This window comes from Mucilaginibacter aureus (assembly GCF_053514885.1).
The window spans coordinates 1,186,234-1,208,762 of record NZ_CP170601.1 but is presented as its reverse complement, the minus strand read 5'-3'; the positions used below and the strand labels follow the sequence as shown (position 1 = coordinate 1,208,762).

General features: G+C 44.1%; 14 protein-coding genes. 9 read left to right on the top strand and 5 right to left on the bottom strand.

All coding sequences use genetic code 11. The features are described 5' to 3' along the window. Nucleotides 1–39: 39 nt before the first annotated feature. From ACFGVR_RS05000 to ACFGVR_RS04985, 4 genes are all read right to left on the bottom strand, one after another. Nucleotides 40–975 carry an alpha-E domain-containing protein gene (locus ACFGVR_RS05000; RefSeq protein WP_448701551.1) on the bottom strand — a complete coding sequence of 312 codons (936 nt, stop codon included), beginning with the start codon at nucleotides 973–975 and terminating at the stop codon, nucleotides 40–42. Between the two features lie 33 nt (nucleotides 976–1,008). After that, a complete protein-coding gene (locus ACFGVR_RS04995) occupies nucleotides 1,009–2,457 on the bottom strand; it encodes a circularly permuted type 2 ATP-grasp protein (RefSeq protein ID WP_448701550.1) in 1,449 nt (482 codons plus the stop codon). Between the two features lie 478 nt (nucleotides 2,458–2,935). Further along, nucleotides 2,936–3,700, bottom strand: coding sequence for a DUF6515 family protein (locus ACFGVR_RS04990; RefSeq protein WP_448701549.1), 765 nt, complete (start codon nucleotides 3,698–3,700; stop codon nucleotides 2,936–2,938). A gap of 89 nt (nucleotides 3,701–3,789) precedes the next feature. Then, nucleotides 3,790–4,773, bottom strand: a complete 984-nt coding sequence (locus tag ACFGVR_RS04985; protein ID WP_448701548.1) for a LysR family transcriptional regulator — start codon at nucleotides 4,771–4,773, stop codon at nucleotides 3,790–3,792. Nucleotides 4,774–4,911: 138 nt separating this feature from the next. Between ACFGVR_RS04985 and ACFGVR_RS04980 the strand changes: the two genes are divergently transcribed. From ACFGVR_RS04980 to ACFGVR_RS04970, 3 genes are all read left to right on the top strand, one after another. Beyond that, on the top strand, nucleotides 4,912–6,279 hold the full coding sequence (locus ACFGVR_RS04980) for a TolC family protein (RefSeq protein ID WP_448701547.1): 1,368 nt from the start codon (nucleotides 4,912–4,914) through the stop codon (nucleotides 6,277–6,279). A 134-nt stretch (nucleotides 6,280–6,413) separates the two neighbouring features. Then, nucleotides 6,414–9,650 carry an efflux RND transporter permease subunit gene (locus ACFGVR_RS04975; protein ID WP_448701546.1) on the top strand — a complete coding sequence of 1,079 codons (3,237 nt, stop codon included), beginning with the start codon at nucleotides 6,414–6,416 and terminating at the stop codon, nucleotides 9,648–9,650. A 14-nt stretch (nucleotides 9,651–9,664) separates the two neighbouring features. Next, nucleotides 9,665–10,807 carry an efflux RND transporter periplasmic adaptor subunit gene (locus tag ACFGVR_RS04970; protein WP_448701545.1) on the top strand — a complete coding sequence of 381 codons (1,143 nt, stop codon included), beginning with the start codon at nucleotides 9,665–9,667 and terminating at the stop codon, nucleotides 10,805–10,807. Nucleotides 10,808–10,810: 3 nt separating this feature from the next. Here ACFGVR_RS04970 and ACFGVR_RS04965 read toward each other — a convergent pair whose 3' ends face one another. Next, on the bottom strand, nucleotides 10,811–11,860 hold the full coding sequence (locus ACFGVR_RS04965; RefSeq protein ID WP_448701544.1) for a LacI family DNA-binding transcriptional regulator: 1,050 nt from the start codon (nucleotides 11,858–11,860) through the stop codon (nucleotides 10,811–10,813). 390 nt (nucleotides 11,861–12,250) lie between these two features. Here ACFGVR_RS04965 and ACFGVR_RS04960 point away from each other — a divergent pair, with 390 nt between their 5' ends. From ACFGVR_RS04960 to ACFGVR_RS04935, 6 genes are all read left to right on the top strand, one after another. After that, nucleotides 12,251–15,499, top strand: coding sequence for a SusC/RagA family TonB-linked outer membrane protein (locus tag ACFGVR_RS04960; protein ID WP_448701542.1), 3,249 nt, complete (start codon nucleotides 12,251–12,253; stop codon nucleotides 15,497–15,499). A gap of 25 nt (nucleotides 15,500–15,524) precedes the next feature. Further along, entirely contained in the window at nucleotides 15,525–17,330 is a 1,806-nt protein-coding gene (locus tag ACFGVR_RS04955; RefSeq protein WP_448701540.1) for a RagB/SusD family nutrient uptake outer membrane protein, read from the top strand. A gap of 30 nt (nucleotides 17,331–17,360) precedes the next feature. Next, nucleotides 17,361–18,947, top strand: a complete 1,587-nt coding sequence (locus ACFGVR_RS04950) for a DUF5123 domain-containing protein (RefSeq protein ID WP_448701539.1) — start codon at nucleotides 17,361–17,363, stop codon at nucleotides 18,945–18,947. Between the two features lie 94 nt (nucleotides 18,948–19,041). Next, nucleotides 19,042–19,827, top strand: coding sequence for a rhamnogalacturonan acetylesterase (locus ACFGVR_RS04945; protein WP_448701538.1), 786 nt, complete (start codon nucleotides 19,042–19,044; stop codon nucleotides 19,825–19,827). Nucleotides 19,828–19,856: 29 nt separating this feature from the next. After that, nucleotides 19,857–21,509: a glycoside hydrolase family 28 protein gene (locus tag ACFGVR_RS04940; protein WP_448701537.1), complete on the top strand. Its 1,653-nt coding sequence runs from the start codon at nucleotides 19,857–19,859 to the stop codon at nucleotides 21,507–21,509. A 7-nt stretch (nucleotides 21,510–21,516) separates the two neighbouring features. Further along, nucleotides 21,517–22,515 (top strand): pectinesterase family protein, encoded by a 999-nt coding sequence (locus ACFGVR_RS04935; protein WP_448701535.1) that lies wholly within the window; start codon nucleotides 21,517–21,519, stop codon nucleotides 22,513–22,515. Nucleotides 22,516–22,529 lie beyond the last annotated feature (14 nt).

The following is a 22,529-nucleotide window of genomic DNA, read 5'->3' as shown; positions in this document are numbered from 1 at the left end:
GATAAAAGTATGAACTTGCTGAATATAAAGCATCAAAAATTACGAATAAGCAAAGTAGTGTTGATTGAGTACATTACCAATGTTAAACAGTTCGGCACGTATACGCGTTAGATACTCATGCAGGCCATCCTGTTTAATGGTTTTTACCGAACTGTATTTGATACTGCTTTGTAAACGGCCGATCAGGAACGAAAGCTCCCGGAAATTATCAATGTTGTTTTCGCTTTTTAGGCGCTCAAAATACATCTGGATATGGTTTACCGAGTACAGCACCGAGCGCGGAAACTCGTTATTGAGCACCACCTGTTCCACTACGTTTTCAGCTTCAAAGCCGGTGCGATAGGTTTTCAGATAGATCTCATATCCGCCCAGCGAAAGCAGCAGGTGTTTCCAATAAGTGGTATCGGTAAGCAGGTCGGGGTTATCATCCAGCGAGCCAAATTTGGTATCGAGCAGGTTCACAGACTGGATACCGCGCTCCAGGTAATGCCCCAGGTTCATAAAGGCCCGGCCCTCGCCGCGTTCCATCGTGATCTCGACCGTGCCGTAATACAGCATCCCCTGTTTGATCAGAATATCCAAAGCGGTTATCGGGTCATCCTTTTCGATCCAGAAAGCAAGAGCAGGGTCGCGAACGGCGTGGTAGTACTCGTTCAGGCATTGCCAAAGGTCCTTAGTGATATGTTCCTGCACACTGCGGGCATTTTCGCGGGCCTGTGTAATGATATTCAAAACCGAATTGGGGTTCGCCTTATCGAGCACCATGTATTTTAAAACCGCGCGGCTATCGTTGTCGAGGGCCTCTTTTTCTTCGGCCTGCAGGCCGGTAAATATCCGGATAACGGGTTCCCAGGTAAACTCCTGTACGGTATCCTGAGATGAAGCATAGTTGATTTTGAGCATACGCAAAATGCCATCGCTGCGCTCAACGTACCTGCTTAACCAATATAAACTTGATGCAACCCTGCTTAACATGTATCAGTATATGTTCTGTTATAAATGTAATAATTATAGTAATACCCAGGTATCTTTACTGCCGCCGCCCTGCGAGCTGTTTACCACCAGCGATCCTTCGCGCAAAGCAACACGGGTTAAACCGCCCGGTACGATTTGGATACCATCGGGCCCGCATAAAGCATACGGGCGCAGGTCGATGCGGCGGGGCGTTAATTTACCCTGCATATAGCATGGTGCCGATGATAAACTGATGGTTGGCTGGGCAATAAAATCGCGTGGATTTTTCAGTATCTCGTTCTTATAATCCTCGGTTTCTTCGGCAGTGGCCGCATGGCCCATCAGCATACCGTAACCGCCGCTGCCATTGGTGCGTTTAACCACCATTTTGTTGATGTTTTCAAAAACGTATTCCTTTTCTTCGGGATTGCCTAACTGATAGGTGGGTACATTTTTGAGGATCGGCTCCTCGTTCAGGTAATAACGGATCATCTCCGGAACGTACGAGTAAATAGCTTTATCATCGGCAACGCCATTGCCTATCGCATTTACAATAGCTACGTTGCCTTTGCGGTAAGCATCCATAATACCGGGCACGCCCAGGATGCTGGTTTGGTTAAATACCAACGGGTCCAGAAACTCATCGTCAACCCGCCGGTATATCACATCAACCTGTTGTAAGCCGGTAGTGGTTTTCATAAACACCTTGTTGTTTGATACCACCAGGTCGCGGCCCTCAACCAGTTCAACGCCCATCAATCGCGCAAGTGTAGTGTGCTCAAAATAGGCAGAGTTGTATATGCCCGGACTGAGTAGCACAATGGTAGGATGCGATATTTGCCTTGGTGATAACGAAAGCAGGTTTTTGTACAGGATGTTTGGATATTCGGTTACGCTGCGCACCTTGCACTGCGGTAACAGATCGGGAAAAAGGCGTTTGGTTATTTCGCGGTTCTCGAGCATATAGCTTACGCCCGATGGGGTGCGCAGGTTATCTTCGAGTACGTAAAAAGTGCCGTCGTTATCACGGATCAGGTCGATACCGGCAATGTGTACATAGATATCGTAGGGCACATTTACGTTATACATCTCGCGTAAAAAGTGCGGGCACGAGTAGATGATGTCTATCGGTACAATGCCGTCTTTAATAATGAACTGGTTACTGTAAACGTCTTTCAGAAAAAGATTCAATACGTTGAGGCGTTGTTTGATGCCTTTTTCAACAAACGCCCACTCTTCGCCGGTGATGATACGGGGGATGATATCAAAAGGGAAGATCTTTTCGATACCCTCGCCGCTGTTGTATACGGTAAAGGTGATACCCTGGCTCATAAACAGGCGCTTGGCCAGGTCTTCCTTTTTATTCAGATCGTCAATTGATTCCTTGGTGAGATAATTGATCACTTTTTGATAATGCTTGCGGATCTTGGCGTCCGCACCAAACATTTCATCCCATGTATTGGGTGTGGGTTGATATTGGTTAAAATAGGCCTGTTCGTTCATTAATTTATTCCCCTTCCAATATTAGTTTGGTAAAATTTATCAAAAACTCAATTTTTATTGTTTAATTAATTAGATAATGGGCTGTGAAACTCAGTTGTTGTTATAAATTTTAAATTTTATGGCATATAAATTTACTTATTTCTCAATTTTATGAAAATTAATATCAATTATATATAAATTTCATTAAAAAATTTCAATTAAGCTATTTTTTATATGGAATTAATGAAATATACTTAAGTTTACAGCGGTTTTAAGATTTTTTTATAGCAAAAAAGGGACTGCATTGTTGTAAATGTAGTCCCTTTTCGCTGCATAAGTATCGGTGAGTTCAATTTGTATGGTTGCCGCTTTAAGTTATCGTTGTATTCCACTGTTAATATACAGTATTTATGGCACAATGTTTTAAACGGCAAATGTTATCAATAAAAAAAGCCCCAAAATTCATTCGGGGCTGGTTTATGTAGTAGTTTAGTCTGGTTTATTTTTCAGGTGTACCCTGTACGCGGTAGCCAACTTTACCATCGTTGTTAAACTCTTCATAATACACATCGGCCGATGATACAAAGTATTTCTTCCCGGCAATGGTTACAGCTTTACAGCCATTGGGTAGTTGAGCAACCACGTCGCCGGTTTTAGGTGCCGGTGTATCGCCCGGTGGCGGCGGCATTTGTTGCTCATCCTCATTTACCTGTGGCTCCTGGTTTACCTGCGGGGCAGGCTGCGGTGCTGGTGCAACGTTACTTTGCGGTACAGGCACAACTTTAGTATTCAATACACCATCTTTACCGGCTATCAGGTAATCGATGGTACCATCTGGTTTAATGTTTGGTTTATAATAAACACTGTTCAGCTCAAAATACTGTTGGTTATCTATCATAATAGGGTGGGCGCGATTTGGCAGCTTTGGTACCTCGGCACCAACAGGCGGCGCAACCACATGGTAGTTATGGTCGGGATACTGGCGGTAATAAACACCGTTGTTTTGATAATACAGGTTGGCGCCATAATAAAATGGCACATAGCCGTAAGGCAGGTATGCAAATGACAACCCTATGCGGGGATAAGCGTAGCCATAGTATCTGCTGTAAGGATTATAATAATAACCTGCGTTAAACCGGGGATAATAGCCAAATCCAACTCCAACGCTGATGTGCGTTTGTGCGCTGGCGGTAGTAGTTACAACAAGTAGTAGTGAAAACGCCCCGATGCAGAGCGCGGTCAGGTTTTTGATAATGGGTTTCATGGCGGTAAACAATTTAAAAACATCTATTTAAACTGCTTTGACGCTGATTTATTGTAGGAGTTTAATTTTTTAACATTTGCGTTTTGTGATTAGCCAACCGTAAGATACCGGGCCGATTCAAGCGCCTTTTTTACATCGGGTTCAAAAGCTATTTCATCAAAAATATGGCGATTATCAGCCGCGGTTTGGGCAAAATAGTATTTGAGGCATTGTACAAAATTATGAATGGCCGGGCTTTGCGAACACGTTGCCGCATACCATGCCCGTTTACCAATAGTTGGTATCAGCGGCCTTGCAACAATGTCCTTGCTATCCAGGTAGGGTTTTATTATCCAGTCGGCCATCACGCTTATACCCAGGCCGGCATTAACCATCTCAATGGTGGCATCAGTATAATGTATACGGTGCAGGTTTTTTGGCCTTACGTGTTGTATCTGTATCAGGCTTTCAATTAGCGGTGTATCCTGGTACGATGGATCATAGGCCGGCAGTATCAGTTCTGTATCCTGAAAATCAGCTATCTCTATATGCTCTTTTTTCGCCAGCGGGTGCCCTGCCGGCAGGATGGCCATCAGTTGGTCTTCAAACACAGGTTGGTAGCTTATCTTATTGTTTACCATTTGGGTACGCACCAGGGCTACATCAAGCTCACCGCGCAGCAAATACTCCAGTGGTCTTTTAGTTGCTTCGGATACGATGTGGATATTGATATCGGGCGAATCAACCCTGTAGCTTTTGATAATGCCGGGCAGCCAGTGATAGGTAGTATAACATTGGGTGCTGATATTGATCTTTCCTGTTTTTCCGTTCTTTGAATTTTGAATATCTTCTTCCAGCGAGCGTATTTCGGCCAGGATTTTTTGTGCGCTTTGTAAAAATCTTGTTCCTTCTTCGGTCAATTGCATCTTTTTTCCTTTCCGGTCAAACACCTGGATGTCCATTTCGCGCTCCAGCTCTTTTAACTGGTGACTTAAGGCAGATTGCGTTAAATGCAGCGCAGAGGCCGATTTTGTCAATGTTCCTTCCCTCGAAATGGTATCAATTAACCTGAAATGATGCAGCGCAATATTCATCTATGAATTGTTTTAATAGTTTCAACAAAAATAATTCATTTTTTTCATAGTAGAGCGCCTTGTACTTTTGTTTATCTACTTTAGAATAATTTGTTTTTTCACATGTTTAAATACCGCAACCCCTGTATTTGTCTCATTGTGTTACTTGCGTTCGCACAAACTGCTAAAAGCCAGCAAAAGGTTTTAACTTTAAAGGATGCCATACAAACCGCGCTCAATAATTACGGCACCATCAAAGCCAAAACTAATTACATCAACGCGGCCAGATCAAACGTAAAAGAAAACCAGCGCGAAGCCTTACCCGATCTCAACATTTCGGCTCAGCAGGACTATGGAACGGTTAACAGCCAGTATGGCCCCTTATCGGGATACCGTGGCGGTGCAGTTTCTTCATCCGGCCCGGCATTGGTTAGTCAAAACTGGAATGCTGCTTTCGGCTCGCTGTACCTGGCTAACGTAAACTGGGACTTTTTCTCTTTCGGCAAAGCACGCGAAAAGGTAAAAGTGGCACAAACTATTTTGAACCAAACCCAGGCCGATCTGGCACAGGAGCAGTTCCAGCACCAGGTACGCGTGGCAACGGCTTACCTTAATTTATTGGCTGCCCAGCAACTGCGCAGCGCTCAGCAAAAAAATCTCGACAGGGCCATACAACTGAGTAAGGTAGTGGTAGTACGGGCCAAAAATGGTTTAAATGCCGGTGTCGATTCTTCTTTGGCTAATGCCGATGTATCGAACGCCAAAATCGCGCTCACAAACGCACTTGATTTTGAACAAAGCCAGGCCAGCCAACTGGCGCAGTTTATGGGAGTTGATGTGCAACAGTTTACGTTAGATACCTTGTTCGTATCCAGCATCCCCAAAGCGATCGATCCGCAGCCTGCCGTTACTATCGAAAACAACCCCATATTAAAGTATTATCAAAGCCGTATCAAATACAGCGATGAATTGGCCAGCTACTATAAAACATTTACCTATCCTACGTTCTCGCTCTTTAGTATTTTTCAGGGGCGCGGCAGCGGTTTTGACAACAGTTATGGTTTGCTTAACCCCAACGGCTACTCACAAAACTATTTTACCGGCGCCGAACCTACACGTACAAATTACCTGGTTGGCATAGGTTTAACGTGGAATTTAACCAGCCCTTTACGGGTGCACCACCAGGTTGAAGCGCAAAAATATAATTCGATGGGTTTAAAAAACGAGTATGATTTGGTGGGCCAAAACCTGCGCAACCAGGTATCGCTATCCGAAACACGGATCCAAAACTCCATCAAAAATTACCAGGAGGCACCGGTTGGCTTAAAAGCCGCGGCCGATGCTTACCTGCAAAAAACAGTGTTGTATAAAAACGGGCTCACCACCATTATTGATGTTACCACAGCGCTGTATGCCCTTAACCGCGCCGAAACCGACAGGGATATTGCCTATAATAACGTTTGGCAGGCACTATTATACAAAGCCGCCTCAACCGGCGATTTTGGTTTGTTTATTAACGAATTCTAAAGAGAATCAAGAGACAAGAATCAAGAATTAAGATATGGGTATCAACAGACATGGAACGAAAAGAGAATCATACTCTCAGATTTCGCGTCTTGATTCTTGACTCTTAATTCTTGATTCTACTTTAACAAAATGACATGGGTTTAATTAAAAGTGCATTACGGCGACCGATCACCATACTTGTAATTGTGGCCGGTTTGTTTTTCTTCGGTATCAACTCCATACGCAACATCAAGATCGATATCTTTCCCGATCTCAATTTGCCGGTTATCTATTTGTCGCACCCGTTTGGCGGTTATACCCCAAACCAAATGGAATCGTACTTTGGTAAGCAATACGTTAACCTGCTGCTATATGTATCGGGTGTAAAAAGTATCGAAACCAAAAACATCCAGGGTTTAACCCTCATTAAACTAACTTTTTACGAAGGCACCAATATGGCGCAGGCTTCGGCCGAGGTCACGGCTTTTTCAAACCGGGCACAGGCTATCTTTCCCAATGGTTCCAATCCGCCATTCATTTTGCGTTTTGATGCCTCAACTTTGCCTGTTGGTCAGCTGGTGCTCAGCAGTCCCAAACGCACCAATAACGAATTGCTCGATTTGGCCAATGTATACGTGCGTTCACAATTTACTTCGGTACCGGGTTTGGTAGCGCCTGCACCGTTTGGGGGTAATACCCGTACTATATTGATCAAGGTCGACCCGCAATTGCTGCGCTCGCATAACTTAACGCCCGACCAGGTAGTTGCTGCTTTACGCGATAATAACCAAACATCACCAGCCGGTAACGTGCGCGTTGGCGACTACAACTATTTTACACCAAGTAATACCACCATTAAAAAGATCAAAGATTTTGAGAATATTCCACTGTATAAAGGCGGTGTGCAAACCCTGTTTTTAAAAGATGTTGCCACGGTTGAAGATGGTGCCGATATTACTACCAGCTACGCGCTGGTAAACGGTAAACGCTCGGTTTATTTACCCATCACAAAATCGGCCGATGCCTCAACCTGGGATGTGGTTCAAAACTTAAAAAAAGCCATACCAAAGTTCCAGGCTTTGTTGCCTGATGATGTTAAGCTGTCTTACGAGTTCGACCAATCTGTTTACGTAATTAACGCTGTAAAAAGTTTGGTCACCGAGGGCGCTATCGGTGCGATACTGACCGGGTTGATGGTGCTGCTATTTTTGGGCGACAGGCGTGCGGCGTTGATCGTGATCCTCACCATCCCAACCTGTATCATATCGGGTATCCTGTTTTTGTCGCTATTCCATCAAACTATTAATATCATGACATTGAGCGGGCTTTCGCTGGCCATCGGTATTTTGGTTGATGAATCCACGGTAACCATCGAAAACATACATCAGCACATGGATATGGGTAAGCCCAAGGCATTGGCCATTTGGGATGCTTGTAAAGAGATCGCCTTTCCAAAACTGTTGATCCTGTTCTGTATCCTGGCAGTGTTTGCACCGGCAATTACCATGCGCGGTATCCCGGGCGCGTTGTTTTTACCTTTAGCTATGGCGATAGGTTTCTCTATGATCACCTCGTACCTGCTGTCGCAAACTTTTGTGCCTATTATGGCCAACTGGCTAATGGTGGATCACAACGTGGATAAGAACCATAAAGAGAGCGATTATAAGATCGACAAGCACGATACCGCTTCGCAAAAAGAAGCCGCGCTGCACAAAGCGGAGCACGAGCCCGAAGGCAAAAAATCCCGTTTCGAAAAAATGCGCGAGCGCTACCTGAAAGGAATGGATAACGCCGTTGGCTACCGACGGATAATTGTGAGCATTTATGTGATTGCGGCAATTGGGCTGGCAGGTTTGCTGTTGCTCACCATTGGCCGCGATGTGTTGCCAAAGGTTAACGGAGGCCAGTTCCAGGTACGTTTGCGCGCACCCGATGGTACCCGCCTGGAACGTACCGAGGCCGACATGGTTAAAACCCTGCACGTGCTCGAAGGCCTGGTAGGTAAAGAACATATTGCCGTAACATCAGCATTTGTTGGTCAGCACCCTGGCCAGTTTTCAACCAGTCCGATCTATTTGTTTATGGCCGGCCCGCAGGAGGCTGTTTTGCAGGTTAACCTGACGGAGGATTATAAAGTTAACCTTGATGATCTGAAAGAGGCATTTCGCAAAAGGATGCACCGCGAATTACCCGATGTTAAAATGTCGTTCGAGCCTATCGAGTTAACTGATAAGATTTTGAGCCAGGGTTCGCCAACACCGATCGAGGTGCAGATATCGGGTAAAAACAAAAAACAAAATGTGGCTTATGCCGATACCGTGATCAAAAAGCTGCAAAAGATCAGTTACCTGCGCGATGTGCAGCAAGGACAATCAACCAACTATCCGGCTATCGATATCAATATCGATCGTACCCGTGCGGCCGAGCTGGGCGTTGGTGTTTCAGATATTACGCGCTCTTTACTGGCTTCAACATCATCATCCCGGTACACCGAAAAAAATGTTTGGGTTGACGAAAAGGTTGGCCTGAGCTATAACGTACAGGTTGAAGTGCCCGAATATAATATGAACAGTATAAATGACATTGGTGAGATACCTATGCTGAGCAACGCATCGCGGCCCACGCTTAGCGATGTAGCTACCATTAAACGTGATACTACCAATGGCGAAAACGATAATATTGGCGCTTTGCCCGTGCTATCGGTAACAGCAAACCTAAACAAAATGGATTTGGGTACGGCTAACGCCGATGTGCAAAAAGCCATTAAATCAATAGGTAAATTGCCGCGTGGCTTAAACATCGAAACCAAAGGTTTAACCAGCACTCTCATCGATACTTTAGATAGTTTGCAAAGCGGTTTGATTGTGGCTATAGTGGTGATATTTTTAATGCTGGCAGCCAACTTCCAGTCGTTTAAAGTATCGCTGGTGGTGTTGTCAACAGTTCCGGCGGTAATGCTGGGTTCGTTGCTGCTGCTGCGGTTAACCGGCGCCACGCTCAACCTGCAATCATACATGGGTATGATCATGTCCGTCGGGGTATCCATATCCAACTCGGTATTGCTTATTACCAATGCCGAGCAGTTGCGAATGCATAGCGGTAACGCGCTGCAGGCCGCAAAAGAGGCAGCAGCTATCCGGATGCGCCCCATCGTGATGACCAGTTTGGCCATGATTGTAGGGATGATACCAATGGCCTCTGGCTTAGGCGAGGGTGGAGACCAGGCATCGCCATTGGGCCGCGCGGTTATCGGCGGTTTGCTGATGTCAACCTTTGCCACCTTATTTATTTTACCCTTGGTTTTTGCCTGGATACAGGGCAAAGCCTCCACAAAATCGGTATCACTTGATCCCGAAGACGAAGAAAGTATTCACTACATCTCAGCTAATTGATCACAATGAAATCTATGAATAAATTATTTAAAATAGCACCTGCATTTATGCTTGCCGGAGCATTGGCTGTAAGCCTGTTAAGCTCTTGCGGCGGCTCGGACGAGCAAAAAAAGCTTGATGCAGAAAACCAGGCGCAAATGGATCAGCCGCCTATAGTGCAGGTTGCACCATTAAAAAAGGATAAATTTAATGCTGCGCTTGCCATACCGGGTGAGCTGATACCTTATCAGCAGGTGGATATTTATGCGAAGGAGAGCAGCTTTGTAAAAAAGGTTTTTGTTGATGTTGGTTCCGAAGTGAGCGAAGGTCAGTTATTGGTGAGCATGGAAGCACCTGAGATCAATTCACGGCTCGCCGAAGCACAATCAAAACTTAAATCGCAGGAAGCGGTTTATCTGGCCAGTAAAGCTAATTACGATCGTTTGTACGAAACCAGCAAAACACCCGGTACCATTTCGGGTAACGATCTGGATCAGGCAGCGGCCCGTAAAAATTCGGACGAAGCTCAACTGCAGGCAGCTAAATCGGCCTTGCAAGGTGTTATGGTTACCAAAGGTTATCTGGATATCCGCGCGCCGTTTAGCGGTGTGATTAGCGCACGTAATGTAAACCCGGGCGCTTATGTTGGTCCGTCGGGCAAAGGGTCCGATCAGCCTTTGTTTGTTTTACAGGAGCAAAAGCGCCTGCGTTTAGTGGTATCGGTGCCAGAAGCGTATTCAGGCGTTTTAAAACAAAAAAATAAGGTCGAATTTACCGTTCGCTCCATGCCCGGGCATAAATTTACAGCGAGCGTTAACCGTTTGGCCGGCTCGTTGGATGCTCACCTGCGTTCCGAACGTTTGGAGATGGATGTAACCAACAATGATAAAACCTTATTGCCGGGCACCTATGCCGAAGTTAAGCTTGATCTGCCGGGTAGCGACAGCACTTTTGTGATCGCTAAAACAGCATTGGTGCAATCAACCGAAAAGGTTTTTGTGATCCGTGTGGTTAACGGCAAAGCCGAATGGGTTGACGTGCAAAAAGGCCGCGAGGCTAATGGTAAAGTTGAAGTTTTTGGCAAGTTAAACACAGGCGATCAATTGGTGCAGGCTGCCAACGATGAGATCCGCGATGGCGCACCGGTAAAAATTGGCGCAGCAAAGGCAGATAAATAATAGTTAAAAAGTATATTTAACCACTTCCGGAAATTCTGATGATTTCCGGATATCCAATTCGGTATCCAGGCGTGTGGTTTCAAACTCGGTAACAGGGTACTTGCTTTCGATTAGCTGAATCAGCATTTCGGTGGCTATCTGGCCTATCTTAAAAGCCGGTTGCCTTACTGACGTCAATGGCGGATTAAATAGTTCGGCTACGTCCGAATTGGTAAAGCCTGCAATGGCAATGTCGGCGGGCACCTTTAAACCGAACTTTTTAACGGTAGTTAAGCAGCCGGTGCTTAGCTTATCGCCGGCCACAAATATCGCATCTGGACGTTCCGGCATTGTGATCAGTTCCCTCACAGCGCTTTCTACTTCGGTTTGTATCATGCCGCCATGTTCGCAGTTCTTCAGGTACGATTCCTTAAAAGGGAGTTTGTAAGCGGCAAGCGCAGCCTTGTAGCCTTCCAGCCTTTCTTTGGTGATAGATAATGTTGGCGAACTGGTTAAATGGCCTATTTTCCTAAAACCGGCTTTAATCAAGTGTTCGGTCGCATCATATGCACCCTGGTAATTATTGGCAACTACTTTATGTGTGTCTATATCAGCGGGCACGCGATCAAAAAATACAATAGGTAAGCCTTTTTCGTGCAGATATTTAATATGCGAAAGATCTTTGGTTTCTGATGAAAGCGAGATCAGCAAACCATCAACCGAGCGTGATGCCATGTGCTGTACGTTAACCACCTCGCGATCAAACGATTCGTGTGTTTGGGTAATAATAACGTGATACCCCCGGTTGTAAGCGATCGATTCGATCCCGTTTATAGCCTGCGAAAAATAGTTATTGGCAACCTCGCAAACAACTACACCGATCGAGTGGCTGCGGCGTTCTTTTAAGCTTAACGCGATTGGGTTTGGATGATAGTTTATCTTTTCGGCATATTCAAGCACCAGTTTTTTTGTATCGGCGCTTATCTCATACCCACCTCTTAATGCCCTTGAAACAGTAGAAGTTGAAAGCCCAAGCGCCTTAGCTATATCTTTAATGGTTATAGGCTCAAACATGCTTTTTAATTACAAATAGAATTATATAAAGATAACGTTAAAAGGTCAAAAAATGGTATTTACAAATATAATTCAAATTTTTATAATAACCCGGCAACGTTCCCGGCAACGATTGCACAAATATTTATGGGGCAATATGGACGTTTGTTGCCAAAAACTACCTAAAATTGTTGTGAAGGACTATAAACCATCCTTTTTGTCAAAACACAGTTTAACCAGCTGTAACCGAGCCTGAAATATTTTTATTCATTTTAATAAGCAATGCCTTTTTTATGTAATTGTAAGGCTTGTTAAATAACAATATTGTTGGTTAGTTATATACAAAAACAGGTTATTTTGTGTTTTGACCATAGTTGGTATTATGTTAAAAACCTAATTAAACTTAATTTTATGAAGAAAATTCTACTTCTTTTCATGATGTTTTTAGTGCTGCTTTTATCCAAGGCAGACGCCCAAACCCGACAAATTACGGGTAAAGTAATGAGTAAGGACGGCGAATTGCTTATCGGTGTTAGCGTACTTGTTAAAGGATCTAACCAGGGTGTAAGCACCGATGTGGATGGCAAATTTAAAATTTCAGTGCCCGATAAACCCGGTACTGTTTTAGTGTTTAAATACATCGGCAACAAAACACAGGAAATCGTTTTAGGTAGCCAAACAGACCTAAAGGTAACTTTAGAAAGCGAAGCTTCTGCCTTAAATGAGGTTGTTGTGGTTGGTTACGGTACTCAAAAACGTGGCGATCTGGCTGTGGCCGTATCTTCTGTACAAGGCAAAGATATTGAGGTTAACCCCATTACCAGCGTTGCCGAAGCGTTGGAAGGACATGTGCCTGGCTTGCAGGTAACTACCTCCGATGGTAGTCCAAACGGCAATCCTATCATCCGCTTACGCGGTGGAGGCTCTGTTACCCAGGATAACTCACCAATATATATTGTTGACGGTTTCGAAGTTCCCGACCTGAGCAGTATTGCACCCACCGATATCGAAAGTGTTGACGTTTTGAAAGATGCCGCTGCAACAGCGATCTACGGATCAAGGGGAGCCAATGGTATTATCCAGGTTACTACTAAAAAAGCAAAAGCAGGTCGTACCATCGTATCCTATAATGGTTATGGGCAGATCAGAACTTTTCCGCGCGAATTACAGGTGCTATCGCCTTACGAATTTGTTTTGGCACAATATGAGTACGCGCGTATTACCAGCCAAACTGCAGTAGATAATTTTTCGAAATATTTTGGTGTATACGGGGATTTGGAATTGTATAAAAACCAGCAAGGTACCGATTGGCAAAAACAACTTTTTGGCAACTCTACAGCCAGCCAGCAACATAACTTAAGCATTACAGGTGGTACTGAAAAAACCCGGATGAGCCTGAGTGCAAGTGATAACAGGAACCAGGGTTTACAGGTAGGCTCAAACTATGAGCGCATATACATGGATTTTAAATTGAATCACACCATTTCTGATAAGCTTATGCTGGATCTGACCACACGTTTCAGCAATACCATTTCAAATGGTGGTGGTACAAGCGGTAGCGCTACTGCTAAAGTGGGTACCGGTATAACAACCCGCCCGGTAAACGGTCTGGCTGATTTTATAGACCTGGGTGGCAGCGCTGCTGCTTCGGGCAACGATCAGGACTACGCCGACTTTTTAGCGAGTACCATTAACCCGGTAACATTGGCCGCCCAGGATTGGCGAAAAGTTACAAGTAAAATATTTACCCTGCAAACAGCGCTGACCTGGAAAGTACTTAAAAACTTAACTTACCGTACTCAAGGTAGTGTTGACCTGGGTTTTGGAGACAATAAGCGTTATTACGGGCCCTTAACCCTGCTTGCTACCAATAACGGAGGTTTGCCTTTAGGAGAGATAACACTCACCAGAACACAAACCTATAGCTGGGCTAATACGTTAACCTACATTTTTAACGTGGGCAAAAACAACACGTTCACCGTTTTAGGAGGCCAGGAGCTAAGGACAAGCCAAGCGAGCACGAACTATAATCGTGCAAGGGGCTTTGATATGCAATTGCCACCCGAAAAATTATTTTCAAATTTTGCATCGGGCACACCTGATCAGATGACTTCAACCGATCCGCAGCCAAACAACATTGCATCGTTTTTTGGTCGTGTTAACTACGCCTACAAAAACAAATATTTGTTAACGTTTACCACCCGTGCAGATGGATCAAGCGTATTTGGTGAAGGACACAAATGGGGTTATTTCCCGGCCGCTGCCTTTGCCTGGAAAGTAACGGACGAATCGTTCATGAAAAACCTGACCGTTATTTCGGATCTGAAGGCTCGTTTGAGCTATGGTGCCGTAGGTAATAACAGGGTTGGTTTGTACCTTACAGCACCAACATTCTCTGTTTCGGTAAACAGGCCTATCGGTTTTGGCGATACCAATCAACCATACTACACCTTTGCGAGCAGTTTGTTGCCTAACCCGAACCTGAAATGGGAAACCACCATTACAAGAAACGCGGGTTTGGATTTTGGCTTATTTAACAACAGGTTGACAGGTAGCCTGGACCTATATTCAAACTATACCAAAGACTTGCTGGTAACATCCAATATCCCATCAAGCACAGGTTTCCCTCAACAGCAACAAAATATTGGTCAAACATCTAACAGAGGTATCGAGCTTGGTTTATCGGCAGTAATTTTCGACAAAAAAGGCTTTAAGCTGAATGGTATATTCAATATCGCGATGAACCGCTCGCGTGTTGACAAATTAGATGGCAGTGCTACCGAGATCATCGCCAGCTCGGGCTGGGCAAGTACCGACCTGAAAGCTACTGATGATTACCGTGTAAGAGTAGGTCAAACGCTGGGTCTTATTTATGGCTATGTAAGCGACGGTATGTATACTGTTGATGACTTTTCTTCATACAATAGCGCAACCGGCAGATATGTACTTAAACCAGGTGTTCCGGATGATTCTGGTATAACCGGTGGTATCAGCACACGTCCGGGTTCTGCAAAATTAAAGGACCTGAACGGTGATGGCGTTATTGATGCAACCAACGACAGGCAGGTAATAGGCAGCGCATTGCCTAAAGCAACCGGCGGTTTTGGTTTCAATGCCAGCTATAAAGGGTTCGACTTGTATACATTTTTTACCTGGAGCTACGGTAACCAGGTTTACAATACTGGCAAGATCGCATTCAACCAATACTATCGTACCACTTATGGTAACATGTTAAATACTGAAAACTATGCCAGCAGGTTCCATTATATCGACGCGAACGGTAATCAGGTAACCGACCTGGCTGCTTTGGCTGCATTAAACCCTGATCCTAAAGTAGCTTCGCCTTTCTCATACGGTAATGCAACACCGGTTGCATCTTCACTGGCTATAGAAGATGGATCATTTTTAAGGTTAAGCAACGTAACGCTTGGTTATACCGTACCTAATAAATTAACCAACCGTATAGGTATATCAAGGCTGCGCGTTTACGGAACTGTATACAACGCGTTGTTATTTACTAAGTATACAGGATATGACCCTGAGGTTAGCACTGCTTCCAACGGAAGTACTGATAGCTATAACCAGTTAACCCCTGGTGTTGACTATTCAGGATATCCTAAGAGCCGAACTTTTACTTTCGGCCTAAACGTTACTTTTTAACATTTATATGATTAGTTATATCAAAATGAAAACAAAAATTACCATAGGATTATTGATGATCGCAACGATCGTCGTATCCTGCAAGAAATTTTTATCGCCCGACTCTCCCTCGGTTTACGATTCCACATATATCTTCAGCAGTATTGGTGATGCTAATAAAGCTGTAAACGGAGTTTACGCCTTGTTTAATACTGATGCATTTACATCGCGGGTGTCAAACAACTTTACAGGTAACAATGATATCGAAGTTGGCGGCGTGTCCGCGGCGCCGGATAATTCAAGGCGTGACATTTGGTCATTTGAATGTACATCGGCTAACGCAGATTTGCTCACCGTATGGAACAATGCCTATAATGCGATAAACAAAGCCAACGAATGTATTGCCGGTATTGAAGCCAGTTCATTGTATAAAAATAATGATGCTTCGATGTTGCAGTTAGAGGGTGAGGCACTTACATTACGTGCTTACTGGTATTACCTGCTGATTAACAACTGGGGTGATGTGCCTTATAAAACAACACCCAGCCGTGATGGTGATGACTTTTACTTAGGTAAAACTGATAGAAATGTAATTTTAACTAACATCATAAACGATCTGATCACTATCGAGCCTAAAATGAAATGGGCTGACCAACTGGATTATGGTATTGAGCGTATCAATCGCGAATTTGTGATCGGCTTTATTGCCCGGATGGCCTTAGAGCGCGGCGGTTACGCTTTATATCCGGATCTGACCATGAAACGCAGCGATAAGGATTACCTGGATTATTACAAAATGGCTAATAATTATTGCCGTAAGCTCATGACCTTAAAACCGCATACGCTTGATCCATCGTTCTCGAATGTGTTTTTAAACGAGTGTAAATACATTAAGCCGTTAAACAGTGATGTTTTATATGAAGTTGCCTTCGGTCCAAACGCGGGCGACGTAGCATGGTGCAATGGTATGCGCGTAGATGGTGGTACCCACCAATACGGCTCTGGATCAGCTTATTTAAGCTTGTCGCCTTCTTATTATCATTCGTTTGATACTTTGGATGTGAGGCTGCCGGCAACTTGCTCGATCATTTATTATTCTAACGCCTTACAACAAACTCCGCTTTCGCCAACCAGCATTACCCCTGCAAAATGGAACCGTATGCTGGTACCGGTAGCACTTGGCTCAGCTTCATCTAAAGGTACAGGCATCAACTGGCCGTTAATGAGGTATTCTGATATCTTATTGATGCTGGCCGAAACTGAAAATGAGATCAATAACGGGCCAACGGCTGATGCCAAAGATGCGTTGCGTAAAGTACGTCAAAGGGCTTTCCCTACATCAGCATGGGCTACCAAGGTAGAAGGTTACATCACTACGGTATCTGCATCAAAGCAAACCTTTTTTGATGCTATAGTTGATGAGCGCGGATGGGAATTTGGTGGTGAGTGTTTGCGTAAATATGACCTGGCACGTTGGAACTACTATGGTAAAAAGGTAGCTCAGGCACGTAACATAACCAACCAGATGGGTATCGACGCCACCAATGGCACCGGTGTATATTCAAACCTTCCGGATGTTTTGTACTACAAACTTAATGCAGATAAGACCTGTACTTTTTATAACAGGTATACTAAAGTTATCGGAGGTGCCCCGTCAGGTTATACCACTTTGAACTGGTTGAAATCTTTGTATAGCACATCAACAGGCGGCCCGTCTACCTTCGCGCTTTACAGCTGGAGGGGGTATCCGGATAATAGCGGTACTACCCCGTTAAGATATATCTTGCCAATACATGGTTCAATTATCACTGATAGCCACGGATCATTAAAAAATGATGGTTACGGTTTCTAAAAAAACTAATTAATTTAAACGCATAAGACAATGAAAATAAGATATTTTATTCTGGCTATATGCTCGGCAATAATGCTGTTGGCGGCATGTAAAAAATCTACCATAGATAGCGGTGTTGCCGACAGGTTATTTCGCCCGGTCAACAGAACTGCATTATCGGCTCCCGATAACTCCGTAACTGCCGAATGGCAAAAAATCGAAGGCGCTTCGCATTACCAGGTACAGTTAAGCCGCGATACATTCAAACACATTGATGCAACGATCACCATCGATAGCAGCAGGTATGTGTTCAAGAACCTGAAATGGGAAACACAATACCAGGTACAGGTTAAAGCGATCGCGCCTGATACCATTAAAAACTCTAAATACTCTAACCTGGGAAGTATCAAAACGCCTAAGTTCCCAACTATTGTAACCTCGCCGGTATTGGCTGATGTTACTGAAAGCGCGATCAAATTGCGCTGGACAAATAGTGGCGACGCGGTTACTACCATCAAGGTATTAAAAACGGATAGCAGCCTGGTGCGCACCATTACGCTTACGGCAACCGATATCAACAATCAGTATTTTGATATTATCAGTCTTAGTTCATCTACAGGGTATATCGTGCAGTTATACAGCGGCACTAAATTACGTGGCTGGAACAATTACATTACCCTGGCGCCATTGAGTGGTGTAGTTATTGATTTAAGAGGAATAGACCTGACCGCGCGACCAACGATCCTGACAGACACTATTGCTTCGATCCCTAATGCGGCAACGGTAGTGCTTAAACGGGGCGCTACTTATACCGTAGCGGCGGGTATCAGCTTAAATAAGAGTATTACAATAATAAGTGGCAGCGACCTGACCGTATCAACCAATGCCACTATCAATGTTACAGGCGGCTCGCTGTTTGCACCTGTAGCGTCAAGTAATATCACCTCTATCGCTTTACAGGGGCTTACACTTAACGGTACAACAAGTAACTATGTGTTCAATATAAACGTAGCATGTAATATCGGTACCATAAGCTATGATGGCTGTAACCTGAATGTGTTCAGAGGTGTGAACAGAACGCAAACTGCAGCTATAGTTGTTACCAATCTTTCGATGAATAATTGCCTTATCAATGGCATTGTTGATTATGGCCTGGTAAACGTTGGTGTGGCAACAACCGAACACTTCGATAACATCACTTTAACCAATAGCACCCTTACCAATTGCAACAAAATGATCATCAGTAAATCGAACACGATCAATATGACCATTAACAACAATACCTTCTATAATTCGCCGCTGGGTGGTGCAGCTAACTACTACCTGGACTATAACGGGGTTGCTATTACTGGTACAACTACCATTCAGAATAATATTTTTGGTCCTGGCCAGGGCTCATCAGCATCACCGGCTGTGTATACAGTAAACGGCAAGCGGGGCACCATTACCGATCTTTCTCAAAATAATTATTCAACATCAGATTTTGTATTAGCTACCTCTACAACAGGTTTTTCAAATGTAATTTCGTACAGCAAATTAGCAACTGATCTTTGGGTTGATCCTGCCAATGGTAACTTCCATTTCAAAGATGCCAATTATGCCGGCAAGGCAACAACAGGCGATCCAAGATGGCGTTAACATAATAAAACCTTGTAAAATATTTGAAATAAAAAGGCCGCTTTAAAAGGCGGCCTTTTTATTTGTTAAATTTACACCTCAAATTATGATCTAAATGAAAGGCACACTCTTAAAAACTATCATCCCTATCGCGTTGCTGGGCTTAATGTCCTTTACACTCATCCAGCAAAATAAGATCACCGTTTACCTTATCGGCGATTCGACCATGTCAAACAAGCAGGTTAAAGCCTACCCCGAAACAGGTTGGGGCATGCCGTTCTCATGGTTCTTCGATCAAACGGTAACTGTTGATAACCGGGCGCAGAATGGCCGCAGCACCAAATCATTCATTGCCGAAAAAAGATGGGACGACGTTGAGAAGAACCTTAATGCCGGCGACTACGTATTGGTACAGTTTGGCCATAACGATGAGGTTCCAACTAAAAAAACCTATACGCCCGAAGCTGATTTTAAAGCCAACCTGATAAAATTCATCAGCGAAAGCCGTAATAAAAAAGCAATACCTGTTTTAATTACCCCGGTGGCCCGCCGTAAGTTTGATGCCGGCGGCAATGTGTTGGGTACGCACGATGCATATTCGGCACTGGTGCGCCAGGTAGCTGCCGAGCAAAATGTGCCATTGATAGATCTGGATAAAGAAGGACAAGCCCTATTACAAAAATATGGTGTGGAAAACTCTAAAATGCTGTTTAATCATTTAGCACCCGGCGAAAACCCCAACTATCCCAACGGCAAAGAAGATGATACCCACTTTAGCGAATTGGGCGCACGCAAAATAGCCCAGATAGTTTTAGCCGATATCAAAAATCTGAAATTAGAATTAGCCGATCGCATTGTTAAAGGAACAAATGCCCCAACAGTAGCGCCTGCTGCCAAATAAAACACAACCATAAAACATAATCTTATAAAATGAGCCTTAAAAAATCAATTGCGCTAACCTTGTTGATCAGCATGGGTATACTTCAGGCATCAGCACAAAAAGCGCCGGTAAAATATTCGTGGAATAATTTGCCGAAGGCAAAAATGCCGGTGTTTAAAAAAGACACCTTTAATATAGTAAAATATGGCGCTGTGCCCGATGGTATAACGTTAAATACCCGGAGCATCAATAACGCTATTTTAGCTTGCAGTGCAAAAGGCGGTGGTGTAGTATTAATACCGCAGGGCTTATGGTTAACTGGCCCCATCGTTTTAAAAAGCAACGTAAACCTGCATACTGATCGTGCTGCGTTGGTTTTGTTCACTAACGATAAAAGCCAGTATGCTTTAGTAAAGGGCAATTACGAAGGCCATCCCGCTGTGCGCAACGAATCGCCGGTATCGGGTACCGATCTTGAAAATGTGGCTATAACAGGTGGCGGTATTTTTGACGGCAATGGCGGTGTATGGCGTGCTATCAGTAAAGACAGGCTTACCGAATCGGAGTGGAAAGCATTGGTGGCGTCGGGTGGTGTGGTAAGCGAAGACGGCCGGAGCTGGCTTCCATCCGAAAGCTATTTAAAAGGCAGCAAGGTAAAAGATGTAAGCATCATTCAACCAGGAAAAATGTTAAATGATTACGCTGAATATAAAGATTTTTTCCGCCCTAATATGCTTGTATTAACCAATTGTAAAAAAGTTTGGTTAAAGGATGTGACATTCGAAAACTCGCCTAACTGGTGTTTGCATACCCTGCTTTGCGAGGATATGACCATACAGCAGGTACATGTAAAAAACCCGTGGAACGCCCAGAACGGTGACGGTATCGATATTGAATCGTGCAAAAACGTATTGGTTGAAGGCAGTACGTTTGATGCCGGTGACGATGGTATCTGTATTAAATCAGGCCGCGATGAGGATGGCCGCAAGCGTGGCAAGCCAACCGAAAACGTAGTGATCAGAAATAACGTAGTTTACCGTGCACATGGCGGCTTTGTTATCGGCAGTGAGATGAGCGGCGGCGCCCGTAATATTTTTGTAACCAACTGTACTTTTATCGGTACGGACATAGGTTTGCGTTTTAAAACTGTTCGCGGCCGCGGTGGTATTGTTGAAAACGTCTACATTAAAAATATAGCCATGCGCGATATTATCGGTGAAGCTATATTGTTCGATATGTATTACATGAGCAGGGCCGGTTCAACGCTGGGGCTAAAAGAGTTCCCGCCGGTTACCGAAGCAACACCGCAGTTTCGCAATTTTTATGTGAGTAATGTGTCTTGCAATGGCGCCAGGGAAGCCATTTTTGTACGCGGCTTACCCGAAATGAGCATCAAAGGCATACACCTTGAAAATATGGTATTTAAAACCACCCGCGGTGTACAGTTAATAGAAGCTCAGGATATCAGTCTGAAAAACATTACCATCAATGTTACCGATAGTAAACAACTGATCTATATTGAAAACAGTAACACCCTTACTTTTGATGGCATCCGCAGCTTTACACCAACCGATACCTTCATGAATATCAATGGCGAACGTTCGGCGCATATCGAATTAATAAATACCGATGTTTCAAAATCAAAAAACAGGGCAACATTTAATTTTGGCGCCGAAAGCAAAGCGCTTACAGGCGTTCAATAGCATTTTTATGAAAAGATTAGCAGTATTAATTACACTTATTCTATCCATTGCGCAAACCAGGGCACAGGTTACCTATCCGCAGGATATTACTGTAAATGCGGATGGCACAGGTAATTACAAAACCATCCAGGAAGCAGTTAACTCTGTGCGCGATTTTGGCCAGCAAGTAACCATCCACATTAAAAAAGGGATCTATCACGAAAAGCTGGTTATCCCCACCTGGAAAACAAAAATAACCCTACTGGGCGATGGAGAAGAGAATACCATCATCACCAATGCCGATTACTCGGGAAAGCCTAATCCGGCTGGCAATAATATGTTTGGTAATCCTAAATTCACCACTTTTACCTCATACACCGTATTGGTGCAGGGTAATGATTTTACAGCTAAAAACCTTACGATAGAAAATACTGCCGGCAGGGTTGGGCAAGCTGTGGCCCTACATGTTGAGGGAGACAGATGTGTGATTGAAAATTGCAGGATTCTGGGGAACCAGGATACACTTTATGTATCAAACGAGGCAAGCAGGCAGTATTATAAAAATTGCTATATTGAAGGTACAACCGATTTTATCTTCGGCGAAGCCACCTGCGTTTTTCAAAACTGCACCATCAAAAACCTGATTGGCTCGTTCACTACGGCGGCATCAACTACACCAAGGCAAAAATTTGGCTATGTGTTTTTTGATTGTAAGCTTATCGCGGATACTTCGGTGCATAAGGCTTATTTAGGCAGGCCATGGCGATCGTACGCCAAAACGGTTTACCTTAATTGCCAACTGGGCAGCCAGATCATCCCCGAAGGATGGAACCCATGGAAAGGTGATAACATGTTCTTAGATAAAGACAAAACAGCTTATTATGCCGAATATAAAAGCACCGGACCAGGTGCGAACCCAAAAGCAAGGGTAGCCTGGTCGCACCAGTTAACTGATAAAGAAGCGAATGCATATACACTCGAAAATATTTTTGCAGGACGTGATACCTGGAACCCGGTTAATAAGTAAACCTCGCAAGCAAA